At 65.0% G+C, this 13868-nt stretch carries 12 protein-coding genes; 4 read left to right on the top strand and 8 right to left on the bottom strand.

Annotated features, from left to right (window positions below; translation table 11 throughout):
- Window positions 1–40 precede the first annotated feature (40 nt).
- Complete coding sequence (locus tag YUA_RS0103345) at window positions 41–394, bottom strand: hypothetical protein (protein ID WP_027529382.1); 354 nt, start codon at window positions 392–394, stop codon at window positions 41–43.
- Window positions 395–577: 183 nt separating this feature from the next.
- Between YUA_RS0103345 and YUA_RS0103340 the strand changes: the two genes are divergently transcribed.
- Window positions 578–802 (top strand): hypothetical protein, encoded by a 225-nt coding sequence (locus YUA_RS0103340; protein WP_027529381.1) that lies wholly within the window; start codon window positions 578–580, stop codon window positions 800–802.
- A gap of 279 nt (window positions 803–1081) precedes the next feature.
- On the opposite strand, the gene YUA_RS0103335 is transcribed toward YUA_RS0103340, so the two are convergent.
- Complete coding sequence (locus tag YUA_RS0103335) at window positions 1082–1738, bottom strand: glutathione S-transferase family protein (RefSeq protein WP_027529380.1); 657 nt, start codon at window positions 1736–1738, stop codon at window positions 1082–1084.
- Between the two features lie 140 nt (window positions 1739–1878).
- On the opposite strand from YUA_RS0103335, the gene YUA_RS0103330 reads away from it, so the two are divergent.
- Complete coding sequence (locus tag YUA_RS0103330) at window positions 1879–3102, top strand: polyhydroxyalkanoate depolymerase (RefSeq protein ID WP_027529379.1); 1224 nt, start codon at window positions 1879–1881, stop codon at window positions 3100–3102.
- Between the two features lie 13 nt (window positions 3103–3115).
- Here the strand turns inward: YUA_RS0103330 and YUA_RS0103325 are convergent, their stop codons facing one another.
- From YUA_RS0103325 to YUA_RS0103300, 6 genes are all read right to left on the bottom strand, one after another.
- Window positions 3116–4984 carry an ABC transporter ATP-binding protein gene (locus tag YUA_RS0103325; RefSeq protein WP_027529378.1) on the bottom strand — a complete coding sequence of 623 codons (1869 nt, stop codon included), beginning with the start codon at window positions 4982–4984 and terminating at the stop codon, window positions 3116–3118.
- A 201-nt stretch (window positions 4985–5185) separates the two neighbouring features.
- A complete protein-coding gene (locus tag YUA_RS0103320) occupies window positions 5186–6112 on the bottom strand; it encodes a glyoxylate/hydroxypyruvate reductase A (protein WP_027529377.1) in 927 nt (308 codons plus the stop codon).
- Between the two features lie 7 nt (window positions 6113–6119).
- Window positions 6120–7448, bottom strand: coding sequence for an FAD-binding oxidoreductase (locus YUA_RS0103315; RefSeq protein WP_027529376.1), 1329 nt, complete (start codon window positions 7446–7448; stop codon window positions 6120–6122).
- 43 nt (window positions 7449–7491) lie between these two features.
- Window positions 7492–8367, bottom strand: coding sequence for an ABC transporter permease (locus YUA_RS0103310; RefSeq protein WP_027529375.1), 876 nt, complete (start codon window positions 8365–8367; stop codon window positions 7492–7494).
- A 3-nt stretch (window positions 8368–8370) separates the two neighbouring features.
- On the bottom strand, window positions 8371–9321 hold the full coding sequence (locus YUA_RS0103305; protein WP_027529374.1) for an ABC transporter permease: 951 nt from the start codon (window positions 9319–9321) through the stop codon (window positions 8371–8373).
- Between the two features lie 27 nt (window positions 9322–9348).
- On the bottom strand, window positions 9349–11040 hold the full coding sequence (locus tag YUA_RS0103300) for a peptide ABC transporter substrate-binding protein (protein WP_027529373.1): 1692 nt from the start codon (window positions 11038–11040) through the stop codon (window positions 9349–9351).
- 205 nt (window positions 11041–11245) lie between these two features.
- Between YUA_RS0103300 and YUA_RS0103295 the strand changes: the two genes are divergently transcribed.
- A complete protein-coding gene (locus tag YUA_RS0103295) occupies window positions 11246–11881 on the top strand; it encodes a helix-turn-helix domain-containing protein (protein ID WP_027529372.1) in 636 nt (211 codons plus the stop codon).
- A 133-nt stretch (window positions 11882–12014) separates the two neighbouring features.
- The gene (locus tag YUA_RS0103290; RefSeq protein ID WP_027529371.1) at window positions 12015–13835 is read left to right on the top strand and encodes an ATP-binding protein; all 1821 of its coding nucleotides are present in this window, start codon (window positions 12015–12017) and stop codon (window positions 13833–13835) included.
- Window positions 13836–13868 lie beyond the last annotated feature (33 nt).

Below are 13868 nucleotides of genomic sequence, written 5' to 3'. Positions count from 1 at the left end.
CCCAGCGGACTGCGCTTCGCGCAGCCGCAGGGCTAACCCGCTACTTGTCCTTCGCATCCTTCGGCGGCGGCGCGTCCTGTTTCTTCTTCAGATCCTCTGCCTGCTTGACCTGCGCCGCCTGGAGATCGCCGATAGTCTTCTGCAGACCTACGAGCGTCACCTTCAGCGCGTCGATCTGGCGGTTGGCGGCATCGATCTTCTGCTGGTGATCGAGATTGAGCTTGGTGATGGTCTTCTGGAGGAAATCGACATTGCTCTGGAGACAGCTGGTGCGCCGCTCCATGGTCTTCTCGACCGTACAGATCTCGATGCCCGGCACGTCCTGCGCAAACGCCGGCGCGTGTACGACGAGCGGTAACATGGCGAAACACACGGCAGCGATCCGGCGCGGCATCAGGTTCCTCATCAAATTGATCACGGCAATGTGCGCCGATTGCGCGCAGCCGCCAAAGGCTACCACACTCGTACCGCATTCTCGCGTTGAGCTTGGCGTGTTCCCTTCGGACGGGGAGCAGTAAACCGCGCGCGGAAGAAGTGGGCGCTCTTTCCGCGGCTTTGATTAGGGGAGATTTTTGGAATGGCAACGCGCGATAGACGACTGGCGGAGTTCGATGGCGCCGGAGAACCGCCACCTGGCCTGCCGGTCGAAGTTTTGTGCGAGGATCACAGCGGGACGTATCAACTGCCGTTCGCCTGCCGCTATGTCGAGGGTCGCTGGCAGAACGACGCGGCCGGCGTCCCGGTCGAGGCAACCGTCATCGGATGGCGCGTACCGCGCATGAAGCATTCCGGCGTGGCCTGACGGCCCGCTTCTGTCTCAAAATGCAACGGGGCCGCGCTCTGCCTTAACGAACGGAACGCGGCCCGAACGAATCACGTCCGAATCGGACGTTTAGCCCTGTACGCGGCTGTTCACGGCTAGATGTCGACAAGGCCCTCCCGGCACGCACAATATCTGCGCATCGCGATGTTGCCCCCGCCAAATACCGGCGGCAAACGTTAACGATGGCAAAGACATAAGGGCTAGCGAGGACGCGGTCCACCGCCGCCCAGGAAACAGGCAGAGCCGTGAGCCGCCTGCCTAATATTCGACCTCCAGCTCCTCGATCTCGGCCGGCTCTTCCTTCGCCGCCGCGATCCATTCCTTCATCTCGGGCATCGCCATGATGGTATCGGCATAGGCCTTGAGAGATGGCTCGAGCTTGACGTCATAGGTGACGAAGCGCGTCACCACGGGAGCGTACATCGCATCCGCCATGGTGCGCGTCTCGCCGAACAGGAACGGGCCGCCCGATTTCGCCAGGCAGTCGCGCCAGATGAACCAGACCCGGTCGATGTCGGCCTGCGCGCGCGACCAGATCTTGAAGCCGGGGAAATGCCCCTTCAGATTGACCGGTAGCGAGGCGCGCAGCGTGGTGAAGCCGGAATGGATTTCGCCGCAGATTGAGCGGCAATGTGCGCGCTGGACGCGGTCGGCCGGCAACAGCCCAGCGTCCGGCATCGCCTCGTTGAGATATTCGGCAATCGCGAGCGTATCCCAGACCGTGGCGCCGTCGTGCCGCAGGCACGGCACCAGGATCGAGGACGACAGCAGCAGGATTTCCGCGCGCGCGGACGCGTCGTCCGGCGCGGTGACGATCTCCTCGAAATCCAGCCCGGAAAATTTCGTCAGCAGCCAGCCACGCAGCGACCAGGACGAGTAGTTCTTGCTGCTGATGGTCAGTGTCGCCTTCGCCATAGGGCCTTCCCTCACACGTGCTCATTGCCGGTGCTTCTCGCGAAGAGAGCAGCAAGCGACGTGCCAATTTTGGGGGCGGCCTACCTCCTGTCTGGCTCCGATATTGCATGGCAGCACCGGATAGGTGTGGGCGCTTCAGTATGATGTCGATGTATTATCAGGCTTTTCAGAACCAGATGGACCTGACGGCGCCGTGGCGGGCGGGAGCCTCGTCCGCGCTCAAATTCCTCAATTTGGTGCCGCAGGGGATGTCGGACCAGGTCGTCGGCCGGCTCTCGGCGGCGCTGGAGTTGATCTCGCGCTCCACACTCACCTATCACCGCCCGGCCTACGGCATCGACAGCGTGATGGTGGGCAATCGCGAATTCGGCATCACCGAAGAGGTCGCCTACGCCACGCCGTTCGGCTCGTTGCTGCACTTCAGGAAGGACGGGGCACCGGAGCAGCCGCGCATGCTGCTGGTGGCGCCGATGTCCGGCCATTTCGCCACGCTGCTGCGCGGCACCGTGAAGACGCTGCTGCAGGACCACGACGTCTACATCACCGACTGGCACAATCCGCGCGACATTCCGCGCAGCGAGGGCCGCTTCGGGCTCGACGACTACACCGAGCATCTGATCGACTTCCTGGGACAATTGGGTCCGCGCCCGCATATGGTGGCGATCTGCCAGCCGTCAGTCTCGGCGCTCGCGGCCGCCGCGATCATGTGCGAGGGCAACCATCCCTCGCGGCCGGCGACGCTGACGCTGATGGCGGGCCCGATCGACACGCGCATCCAGCCGACCAAGGTCAACGACTTCGCCAAGAGCAAGCCGATCGAATGGTTCGAGCAGAACCTGATCAATTACGTGCCGGTGCAGTGCCGCGGCGCGCTCAGGAAAGTCTATCCCGGCTTCGTACAACTCACGGCTTTTGTCTCGATGAATCTCGAGCGCCACATCAAGCAGCACATGGATCTCGCCAACCACATCTCCAAGGGCGAGAAGGAGAAGGCCGCCAGCATCAAGACCTTCTACGACGAATATTTCGCGGTGATGGACCTGCCGGCCGAGTTCTACATCGAGACCGTGCGCGACGTCTTCCAGGAGCACCTGCTGCCACAGGGCAAGCTGATGCATCGCGGCCGTCCGGTGGACACCAGGGCGGTCAGCCGCATGGGCCTGATGACGGTCGAGGGCGAGAAGGACGACATCTGCTCGATCGGCCAGACGCTCGCAGCCCAGGACCTCTGCACCGGCGTGCGCGCCTATCGCCGGGTGCACCACATGCAGGCCGGCGTCGGCCATTACGGCGTGTTCTCCGGCAAGCGCTGGAACAACGAGATCTATCCGCTGCTGCGGGATTTCGTGCACGTGAACTCGTGAGCCGGCGGCCGTCTCATGCCGACCACTCCTCGCCCCAGACCTGCACGACATGGCCGGGTGAGACTTCGCGATATTGCCGCGCCGGCGGCTGGTAGTCGGCCGCGCGCACCGGGCTTCTGATCTCGTCGTTGGCGATCTCGCGCCTGGTGCCGCGGCGCGCGGGGTCGGGCACCGGCACTGCGGCCATCAGCTTCTTGGTGTAGGGATGCTGCGGGTTACCGAACAAAGCAGCCCGCGGGCCGACCTCAACGATCTCGCCGAGATACATCACGGCGACGCGATGGCTCATCCGCTCGACCACCGCAATGTCGTGGGAAATGAAGAGATAGGCGAGCCCCATGCTGGCCTGAAGGTCGAGCATCAGATTGACGACTTGCGCCTTGACCGAGACGTCGAGCGCGGAAACCGCCTCGTCCGCGACGATCAGCTTTGGCCCGAGCGCAAGCGCCCGCGCGATGCAGATGCGCTGGCGCTGGCCGCCGGAAAATTCATGCGGAAAGCGCGCGGCCATGTCGGCGGTGAGGCCGACGCGCACGAGGAGATCGGCGACCTTGTCGCGCGCCTGCGACGTCGTGGCGAGCCCGTTGGCGAGCAGCGGCGCGGCGATCGCCGTTCCCACCGACATGCGCGGGTTGAGGCTCGCGAACGGATCCTGAAACACGATCTGCATGTGCTTGCGGAAATCGCGCAAGGTGCGGCCGTTCATGGCGAGCACGTCCTGGCCGTCGATCAGGACGGTGCCGGCGTCCGGCTCGGTCAGCTTGAGGATGGAGCGGCCCGTGGTCGATTTGCCGCAGCCGGATTCGCCGACCAGTGCCAGCGTCTCGCCGGCCCGCAAGGTGAACGAGATGTTCTCGACCGCATGGACGCGGCCCGAGACCTTTCCGAACAGGCCCGAGCGGATCGGAAAGCGCGTGGTGAGATTTGACACCTCCAACAGCGGACGCTCCGCACTCGACACCGTGTCCGGCGTCTCCGCCGGTTCGTCCGAGGTGCCCGTCACCTTATCGACGATCGGAAAACGCATCGGCCGCGTCCGGCCGTCCATCGAGCCGAGCCGCGGCACGGCCGCGAGCAGTGAGCGCGTATAGGGATGCGAGGGGGCGGCGAAAATACGCGACGTCGCGTCGGTCTCCACCGCCTGCCCGCCATACATCACCACGGTCCGGTCGGCGATCTCGGCGACCACGCCCATGTCGTGGGTGATGAAGAGGATCGACATTCCCTCCTCCTGCTGAAGCTCCTTCAGCAGCTCCAGGATCTGGGCCTGGATGGTGACGTCGAGCGCGGTGGTCGGCTCGTCCGCGATCAGGAGTTTTGGCTTGCAGGCCAGCGCCATCGCAATCATCACGCGCTGGCGCATGCCGCCGGAGAAACGATGCGGATGCTCGTGGAAGCGCGACTTTGCCGCGGGAATGCGGACCCGGTCGAGCAGGCGGATGGTCTCGGCTTCCGCCGCGGCACGCGACAGGCCGCGATGCTGGATCAGCGCTTCCGCGATCTGGAAGCCGATCGTGAGCACCGGATTGAGGCTCGTCATCGGCTCCTGGAAGATCATCGCGACATCGTTGCCGCGGATGTCCTTCATATCAGCTTCGGGCAGCGTCAGCAGATCGCGGCCAGAAAGCATGATGCGGCCCTCGCTACGGCCGCTCTCTTTGGGAATGAGCCGCATGATCGAGAGCGCGGTGACGCTCTTGCCCGAACCGGACTCGCCAACGATCGCGACGGTTTCGCGCGGCGCGATCTCGAAGGAGACGTCGCGAACAACCGGGATCGATTGCCGCTCGCGCATGAACGAGGTCGTGAGGCCTGAGACCGACAGCACGGGCGCCTGCGCTTCGGCAAACACCTGATCAGATCTGCTTGCGCCGCTGCTCATGCGAGGGCCCCAGCACCTGTTGCGGAGATGGTGCGCTCCCTCCCCCGCTTGCGGGGGAGGGTTGGGGAGAGGGTATCTCCGCAGTCGAGAACCCCCAAGAGGAGACAACCCTCACCCGCGCCTTTGGCGCGACCTCTCCCGCAAGCGGGAGAGGTAAGAGGAGCCCGTGGCTGCACCGATGTCATCATGACCGTCTCGCCCTTAGTAACCACGACGACGGTCGACCAGCCCCGGCAGCTCTTCGCCGCGGCGGTGACGTGCGATCACGTCGAGCACGAAATCGACGGCCGTGTCCGGGCTCGTCATGCTGGCATTGTGCGGCGTCAGCAGGATACGCGGATGGCTCCAGAACGGATGCGCCGCCGGCAGCGGCTCGGGATCCGCGACGTCGAGCACGGCCCCCGACAGCACGCCGCTGTCGAGCGCCGCGAGAAAATCGGCTTCGACCAGATGCGCGCCGCGCCCGACATTGACGAGCCCCGCCCCGCGCGGCAGGCGCGCGAACAGGTCAGCGTCGAGGATGCCGCGGGTCTCGTCGGTCAGCGGCAGCAGGCAGACGAGAATGTCGGATTGTGCCAGGAATTCCGGCAACGCGCTCGCGCCTGCATAACAGGTGACGCCCCCGATCTCGCGCGGCGAGCGATTCCAGCCGAGAAGCGGAAATTCGAATGCCTTGAGGCGTTCGAGCACAGCCTGGCCGAGCTGGCCGAGCCCCATCACACCGACACGACGACCTTTGGCCGGCGTGATCCGGATCTCGCGCCAGACCTGCGCCTTCTGCCGATTGATGAATTGCAGGAGATCGCGATGCAGGCCGAGCACGGCCATGGTGACGTATTCGACCATGGTCTCGGCGATGCCGGGCTCCAGCATGCGGACCAGCGGAATATGCGCCGGCAGCCTTGTGGCGTCGAACTGATCGACGCCGGCACCGACCGAAAACACCAGCTCGAGATTGGGAAAGGTCGTTGCGATGTCGTCCGGCGGCACCCACGCCACGAGATAGCGAACATCCGTGGGATGACCGATGTCGGGCCAGAGCCGGAACGGAACGTCGGGCGCGCGCTCGGCGAAGAAGTTCGCCCATTCCGCGCCGCGCACCATGTTGGCCTTGTAGAGAACCGTCATGCCACCCTCAGAACGGGCTGACCGGCGCGAGACGCCGGCCGTCGATCATGCGCTTGTGGCTGTAGGCGGCGGGATCGACCAGCGGCGTCGCGCCGGTCACGATGTCGGCGGCGAGCTTGCCGGCGGCGGGACCGATGCCGAAGCCGTGGCCGGAGAAGCCCGTCGCGAGGAAGAAGCCCGGCAGCGCATCGACCGGCGAGATCACGGGGATCGTGTCCGGCGTGCAATCGATGGTGCCGCCCCAGGCTTCCGCGATCTCGATGTCCTTCAACTCAGGATTTGCCTTGATCAGCGAGGCCAGCGCGGCGGTGACCAGCGACATATCGGGCTCGGGATCGCGTACGCGCTCGGTCTCGAACGGTGACGGCTTGTCGAAGCTCCAGCTGGTGCCGCGCGCGAGCTGATCGAAGAACGACTTGCCGAATGACATCTTCAGGCCGTTGCGGCGATGCAGATAGGTCGGCCAGAAGGTGCGCGCATAGCGGAACAGGTCCGGCGACAGCTCGACCGTGCCACGGTTGCGCAGCGCCAGCGTGAAGCCGCCGTCGAGACGGCGGCGGATGCAGTAGAGATCGGTGCCGAGCGCGCCCGACGTGATCTCCGGTGCCGGCGTGGTCCGGCATGCGGTGGCGTTGACGAGGCCGATCGGCAGCTCGATGCCGTGACGGCGGCAGAACAGCGACGACCACGCCCCGCCCGACAGCAGCGCCGCTTGCGTGCGGATGGTCCCCTTCTCGGTGACGACGGCGCTGACGCGCCCGGCTTGCGTCTCCAGCCCGCGCGCGGCGCAGCCTTGATGGATGGTGACGCCATGTTTGCGCGCGGCGGTGGCGAGCGCGGGCACGGCCATCGACGGCTCGGCGCGACCATCGCTCGGCGTGTGCAGGCCGCCGACCCATTTGTCGGTATTGCCGGGCATACGCTCGGCGACTTCGGCCGGCGTCAGCACGGTCGAATGCACCTGCATCTCGCGCGCGGTTGCGGCCCAGCGCTCCCAGCTCGCGAGCTCGTCCCTGTTCTTGGTCAGGAACAGCACGCCGCTGCGGCGGAAGCCGGCATCGACACCGGCGTCGTTCTGCATCTCTTCCCACAACCGCAATGCTTCGCGGGCAAGCGGAATCTCCTCACGCGCGCGGCCCTGCTGGCGGCACCAGCCCCAATTGCGGCTCGACTGCTCGCCGCCGACATGGCCCTTCTCGACGAGGGCGACGGAGAGGCCTTTCTTCGCGAGATGATAGGAAGCGGAGACGCCGATGACGCCGCCGCCAATGACGACGACGTCCACCTGCGCCGGCAGGCGTTCGTCGCTGTTTATACGGTTGAGCGGCGGGGACATGGGACACTCCAGATGTTCGGTTCGATCGAAGCACGTTTGCCGATCATGGGATGTTCATTCGCGGATCGAGCGCGTCGCGCAGGCCGTCCCCGAGGAAGTTGAAGCTCGTCACGGCCAGCGTGATGGCGACGCCCGGCGCAATCGCGAGCCACGGGGCGCTGGTGAGATATATCTGCGCGTTGTTGAGCATGTTGCCGAGGCTCGCGGCCGGCGGCTGGATGCCGTAGCCGAGATAGCTGAGATAGGATTCCAGCAGGATCGCCTTGGCGACGTTGAGCGTCGCCGCCACCATGATCGGCGCAACCGCATTGGGCACGAGCTCGCGGAACATGATCCGCAGGTTCGACGAGCCGAAGGCCAGTGCAGCCACCGCAAACTCGCGTTCCCGCAGCGAGCGCACCTGGGCCTCGACGACGCGGGCCACCCACATCCAGGCGGTCGCCGCGATCAGCACGGTAGTGGTGACGAGGCCGGGCTCGGTGAGCGCTGCCAGCGCCAGCAGCAGGAAGATGGTCGGAAAGCACAGCACGGCGTCGACGAGCCGCATCAGCACCGCGCCGACCACGCCGCCATAGAAGCCGGCGAAGGCGCCGACGACGATGCCGACCACCATCGCCATCACCATCGCGACGATGCCGATCGACAGCGAGACTCGCGCGCCCATCATCAGCCGCGCCAGCACGTCGCGGCCGAGTTCGTCGGTACCCAGGATGTGCGCGCCCGAAAACGGCGGCGCGAACCGCTTCATGATGTCGATATAGGTGTCGTCGAACGGCAGCAGATAGGGACCGATCGCCGAGCCGAGGACAAGGACCACAATGATCACCGCACCTGCAAGCGCCAACCGGTGCCGGCAGAAGCGCCGCCAAGCCGCCTGGCCGGGCGCGGGTTGAGCGGTGGAGAGAGCAGCAGTCGCCATCGCCTAGCCCACCCGGATGCGCGGATCGACGACGGCATAGAGGATGTCGGCAATCAGCGAGCCGATCAGCACCATCGTCGCCGAGAACATCAGGATGCCCATCACCACGGGATAGTCGCGATAACCGATGGAATCGAGAAACAGCCGGCCCATGCCGGGCCAGGTGAATACGGTCTCCGCCACCAGCGCGCCGCCGAGCAGCGTCGGAAACTGGAGGCCTGCCACCGTGATCATCGGCAGCAGCGCGTTACGCAGGGCGTGTACCGTGAGGATCCGCCATTCCGGCAGGCCCTTGGCGCGCGCGGTGCGGATGTAATCCTGGTTGATCACTTCGAGCATCGAGGAGCGCATGAAGCGGCCCCACATCGCGGTCTCGACCAGCGCCAGCACCATGGCCGGCGCGATCAGATGATGTGCCAGATCAAGGAAGGAACCGTCGCCGACGGTTTCGCGGTTTCCCGCCGGCAGCCAGCCGAGCGTCACCGAGAAGACGTAGATAGTCACAAGACCGAACCAGAAGGTCGGGATCGACAGCGCGATCATGGCGCCGACGGTCGCGAGCGAGTCGAATAGCGAATAGCGCCGGAGCGCGCCAAGTATGCCGATCCAGCAGCCGAGCAGCACCGCGATGACGGTCGCCGTCGTCATCAGTTCCAGCGTCGCGCCGAGATGCGAGGAGATCACCGACAGCACCGCCTCACCGTCGCGATAGGATTTGCCCCAGTCGCCTTTCAGCATGCGGCCAAGCCAATCGAGATACTGGATCGGCAACGGGCGATCGAGCCCGAGTTGTCTGGTGACGCGGTCGAGATCCTCCTGCGTCATCTGTGCGGAGGCCGCGAATTGCGACAGCGGACCGCCGGGCGCCAGATGCAGGAGGGCGAAGCCGATCGCGGAGACGATCGCCAAGAGCATCGCCGCCTGCGCCAGGCGATTCAGGACGTAACGAGCCATCTCAGGGGATCCAGCCAGCCTGAGGCATCAGGCCCAGTACCATTCGCGGATGTTCCAGCAATTGGTCGAGGTGTTGATGTTGGGACGGAAGCCTTGCAGTCCCTCCTTCACACCCTCGGCGATGAAGCCCTGGAACAGCGGCAGGATCGCGAGGTCGTTGCGGATGAGCTTTTGCAGATCACCATAGGTGGTCTTGCGCTGCGCGAGATCGAATTGCTTGGCGCCTTGCGCGAGCAGCCGATCGGCGTCCGCACTCTGGTATTGATAGGTGTTGTAACCACGGCCGCCCTTGGCTGGAATCGCACCGGAGCCGAAGCGCGGCGTCACGTCGGGATCGCTGCCCAGCATGAAGTTCACTCCTACGATCACCGAGTTGAACTTCGACTGTTGCCAGAAATCGCCCCAGATCACGGCAGCCGGCATGTTGTTGACGCGCATGGTCGCGCCGATCGCGCGCCAGTCCTGGATCAGGAGTTGCTGGGTCTGCTCGCGCACCGCATTGCCTGATGTGGTCGAATTGGTGAATTCGAGCTTCACCCCGCCCTTCTCGCGCACGCCGCCGGAGCCACGCACCCAGCCGGCCGCATCGAGCAGCGCATTGGCTTTCGTCGGATCGTATTTGTGCTGCGGCAGACCCTGCTGGAACGACCACGCCTGCTGCGGCACGAAACTCTCGGTCTGCGTCGGCAGGCCGTAGTTCAGCGCATCGATGATCGCCTGCTTGTTGATGGCGAGATAGAGCGCCTCGCGCACCGTGCGGTCGGCGAAGGGACCGAACTCCAGATTGGGCGCGATGTGCTCCACCGACGACGTCGACGAGACGAAGATCTTGCGCGCCTTCAACGTCCTCGCCTCCTGCACGAAGTTCGGCAGGATGCCCTGCAGGCCGGTGTAGTCGACCTGGCCGGTGCGGAACTGGGTGTAGAGGACGGTGAGATCTGGAATGTACTTGAAGACCACGCGTTCGACGTAAGGTCCCTTGCCGTGATAGCCGGCATAGGCGTTGAACTGAATGTGGTCGCCGGGCACGCGCTCGCCCCAGCGGAATGGCCCGGTGCCGACAGGCGCGTTGTGGAACGGTGACGAATTCGGATCGGACACCTTCTCCAAAATGTGCTTCGGCACGATGAAGGTAAGCGACAGGATCGACATGTAGGGCGAATAGGGAGCTTCCATTCGCCAGTGGATCTCGTCGGGCGCGACGACCGTGATGTCCTTGACCAGGCTATGGCCGACGCGGTTGCGGACGCGGAAATCGGGATTGTTGATCAGCTCCAGCGAGAACTTGACGTCCTCGGCCGTGAAGGCCGTGCCGTCGTGCCATTTCACGTCGCTGCGCAGCTTGATCTTCCAGGTCAGGCCGTCGGCCGAGAGGCCGCCATTCTCGATCGTCGGAACTTCACGCGCGAGGTCGGGAACGACCTTGCCGTCGGGATCGATGAACCAGAGCGGCGAGAACACCTGCCACCAGACGCCCTGGTCGACTTCGATGCCGGGCATCAGCGGATGAAACACGGTCGGCTCCTGCGACAGAGCCGCGATCACCTGCCCGCGCGGCTTGTCCGGCGGATTAGAGGGGCGCTCGCTCTGCGCAAAGGCGCTGCCTGACAACGTCCATCCGGCGGCAGCGCCTGCGCCGAGCTGGAAGAATTGTCGGCGATTTGGAATGCCGAGATGATGCAGTCCGCCAACGCCGAACTTGCCGGTGCTGTCTGCCATAACCAGTCTCCGTTCCCGCACGCGGCACCTCTCCCGCGCCCCCGAGACCCGGCAAAGGGACAGGAGTGGGCTTTAGTGCTTCTATATTTTTCAGTCGAAATTTCATCATGACTAAATACAGCTGTCAATCAGATTGCTAAGATGCGCGACCTTTTCACACCGCCGCCGGTCATTCCGGCGGCGAGTAAATGCATGGGAGAGCGACATGGATGGTCGCGGCGACACGAACGATCCGAAGGACGCCCCGACGATCGAGGTCGATGATGCGGTTGACCGGCGGCTCGGCGAGACCGTGCGGCTGTTGCGCCAGCGCGCCGGTCTCTCGATCCAGGACGTCGCCAACAAGACCGGCCTCTCCAATGGCATGATCAGCCAGCTCGAACGCGCGCGCGCCATGCCGTCGATCCGCACGCTACGCCTGCTCAGCATCGCGCTCGACGTTCCCATCTCCTATTTCTTCGAGACCAGCGATCCCGCCGCCGACGTGCAGCGCTACATCGTGCGCAAGAACAACAGGCGTCTGCTGCGGCTGACCGCCAGCGGCGTCGTCAAGGAGGCACTGACGCCGGAAGGCAAGGGACAGCTCGAGCTCTACGAGCTCACGCTCAATCCCGGCGCCTCCTCAGGCACCGACTTCCTGCAGCACACTGGCGAGAAGGCCGGCTACATCCTCTCCGGCAGCCTGCGGCTGTGGCTCGACAACCAGGCTCATGTGCTCGAGGCCGGCGACAGTTTTCGTTTTCCGAGCATCGTGCCGCACATGTTCGACAACCCGACCCAGCAGGCCGCGCGTGTGATCTGGGTCACGACGCTGCGCCAGACCGATTCGCCGGCTGGTTGAGGCGCGCCCTCGCCCCGATGCCGCCGGAAATTGCCCTCGACGCCGCCGCAGGGAGTCTGTAGCTCACATGGAGCCGGACTCATTTGACAGGGCGGACTTGGGGGTCCGCGGCTGACGTCGTTGGTGCGAGACCATGAAACTCAGGGGGCTTCTGACACTCGCGATGGCCGCGCAGGTCGTCGTGACCGCCGCGGCTCTCTTCGTCTCCTATGCCGCGGCCGGACCGGGGTTCGGCGTTGTCCAGATCATTGCCCTGCTCGCAAGCACCGCCGTTGCCGTGCTTCTCGCGTGGCTCTGCACGCGCACGATCGAGACGTCGCAGGACAAGCGCGCCGCCGCGCAGCTGGCCGAGCAGGCGCAATCGAGCGCACAGATGACCCAGGCCGTCATCAAGACCGCGCTGGATGCTTTCGTCCAGACCGACGCGAACGGGATCATCCTGGAGTGGAGCGTTCAGGCCGAGGCGTTGACCGGATGGACGCGCAAGGAGGCGATCGGCACTGACGTCGTCAACCTTCTCATCGCCGAGCCGCTCCGCGACGGTTTCAGGCAACGCATGATGCGCCTTCTGCCCGAGCTCTCGAATACGCCGATCGGCATCCGGTTTGAGGCGGCCCTGCTGCACCGGAAAGGCGACGAGATCCTGATCGAGGCATCGAGCACCACGCTGCAGCTCGGCGGGCGCACCGTCGTCAACAATTTTGTCAAGGACGTCACCCAGAAGCGCGCCGCCGAGGAGCAGCTGATCCAGGCGCAGAAGATGGAAGCGGTCGGCCAGCTCACCGGCGGCATCGCGCATGAATTCAACAACATGCTCACTGTGATCACGGGCACGATCGAGATCCTCGCCGATGCCGTGAAGAACGACCCGCCGCTTGCCACCATCACCAAGCTGATGAGCGAGGCCGCCGACCGCGGCGCCGCACTGACCTCGAGCCTGCTGTCCTTTGCCCGCAAGCAGGCGCTGCAGCCGGCCGATATCGACGTCAACGACCTGCTCGAAGAGCTCGCAAGGCTGCTGCTGGCGACCTTCGACAAGAAGATCGAGATCGTGAGGAGGCTCGACGGCACCATCTGGCTCGCCTTCGCCGACCGCGGGCAGCTCTCCTCGGCGCTGCTCAACCTCGCGATCAACGCCCGCGACGCGATGCCCGAGGGCGGCAGGCTGACGCTGACGACGCGCAACGTGGTGTTCGGCGTGCGCGAGGCGGTCTCGGTCGGCGCCGGCTATGCCGGCGACTATGTCGAGATCCAGATTGCCGACACCGGCACGGGCATTCCGCAGGCGATCCTCGAACGCATCTTCGATCCGTTCTTCTCGACCAAGGAGGTCGGCAAGGGCACAGGCCTCGGGCTCAGCATGGTGTTCGGCTTCGTCAAGCAATCCGGCGGCGGCATCAAGGTTGATTCCGCCGAAGGCCGCGGCACGACATTCACGATCTACCTGCCGAAGGCCGAAACCAGCGCGCTGCGCCCGACCGGCTATGACGAGCGCAAGATCGTGGGCGGGACGGAAACCATCCTTTGCGTCGAGGACGACCGCGACGTCCGCCACTACGTCAGGGTCCAGCTCGAAAGCCTCGGCTACAAGGTCATCCCCGCCGCCAACGCGAGCGACGCGCTCGCCATCGCGGCGAAGGGCACGCCGTTCGATCTGCTCTTCACCGATATCGTGATGGCCGGCGCCTTGAATGGACGGGAGCTCGCCGACCAGATGGTGGCCGCGCGGCCCTCCTTACGGGTGCTGTTCACGTCGGGCTATGCCCACGATGCCCCGCATGGGCCGGGAGGCGCGACCATGGGCTCGCCGCTTCTGACCAAACCCTACCGAAAGGCTGAGCTGGCGCGCATGCTCCGCCGCTCGCTCGACACTGCCGTCGATGCGGCAGGCGACCCGATCCCGACACCCTATTCGGTGCAGGCCGAAGTCGAGGGGTTCTTGCGCAAGCAGTAGACCGACGACGGCGCGACGCGATCGCCAAAATAA

The organism is Bradyrhizobium sp. WSM3983 (assembly GCF_000473045.1).
In the GTDB taxonomy this organism is placed as follows: domain Bacteria; phylum Pseudomonadota; class Alphaproteobacteria; order Rhizobiales; family Xanthobacteraceae; genus Bradyrhizobium.
Note: the sequence above shows the minus strand (reverse complement) of the source record. Positions and strands in the feature narration are given on the sequence as shown.

Excerpts from the sequence above, each read along its gene's own strand:
- YUA_RS0103345 (WP_027529382.1), bottom strand. The coding sequence starts at position 394 with ATGCCGCGCCGGATCGCTGCCGTGTGTTTCGCCATGTTACCGCTCGTC.
- YUA_RS0103340 (WP_027529381.1), top strand. The coding sequence starts at position 578 with ATGGCAACGCGCGATAGACGACTGGCGGAGTTCGATGGCGCCGGAGAA.
- YUA_RS0103335 (WP_027529380.1), bottom strand. The coding sequence starts at position 1,738 with ATGGCGAAGGCGACACTGACCATCAGCAGCAAGAACTACTCGTCCTGG.
- YUA_RS0103330 (WP_027529379.1), top strand. The coding sequence starts at position 1,879 with ATGATGTCGATGTATTATCAGGCTTTTCAGAACCAGATGGACCTGACG.
- YUA_RS0103325 (WP_027529378.1), bottom strand. The coding sequence starts at position 4,984 with ATGAGCAGCGGCGCAAGCAGATCTGATCAGGTGTTTGCCGAAGCGCAG.
- YUA_RS0103320 (WP_027529377.1), bottom strand. The coding sequence starts at position 6,112 with ATGACGGTTCTCTACAAGGCCAACATGGTGCGCGGCGCGGAATGGGCG.
- YUA_RS0103315 (WP_027529376.1), bottom strand. The coding sequence starts at position 7,448 with ATGTCCCCGCCGCTCAACCGTATAAACAGCGACGAACGCCTGCCGGCG.
- YUA_RS0103310 (WP_027529375.1), bottom strand. The coding sequence starts at position 8,367 with ATGGCGACTGCTGCTCTCTCCACCGCTCAACCCGCGCCCGGCCAGGCG.
- YUA_RS0103305 (WP_027529374.1), bottom strand. The coding sequence starts at position 9,321 with ATGGCTCGTTACGTCCTGAATCGCCTGGCGCAGGCGGCGATGCTCTTG.
- YUA_RS0103300 (WP_027529373.1), bottom strand. The coding sequence starts at position 11,040 with ATGGCAGACAGCACCGGCAAGTTCGGCGTTGGCGGACTGCATCATCTC.
- YUA_RS0103295 (WP_027529372.1), top strand. The coding sequence starts at position 11,246 with ATGGATGGTCGCGGCGACACGAACGATCCGAAGGACGCCCCGACGATC.
- YUA_RS0103290 (WP_027529371.1), top strand. The coding sequence starts at position 12,015 with ATGAAACTCAGGGGGCTTCTGACACTCGCGATGGCCGCGCAGGTCGTC.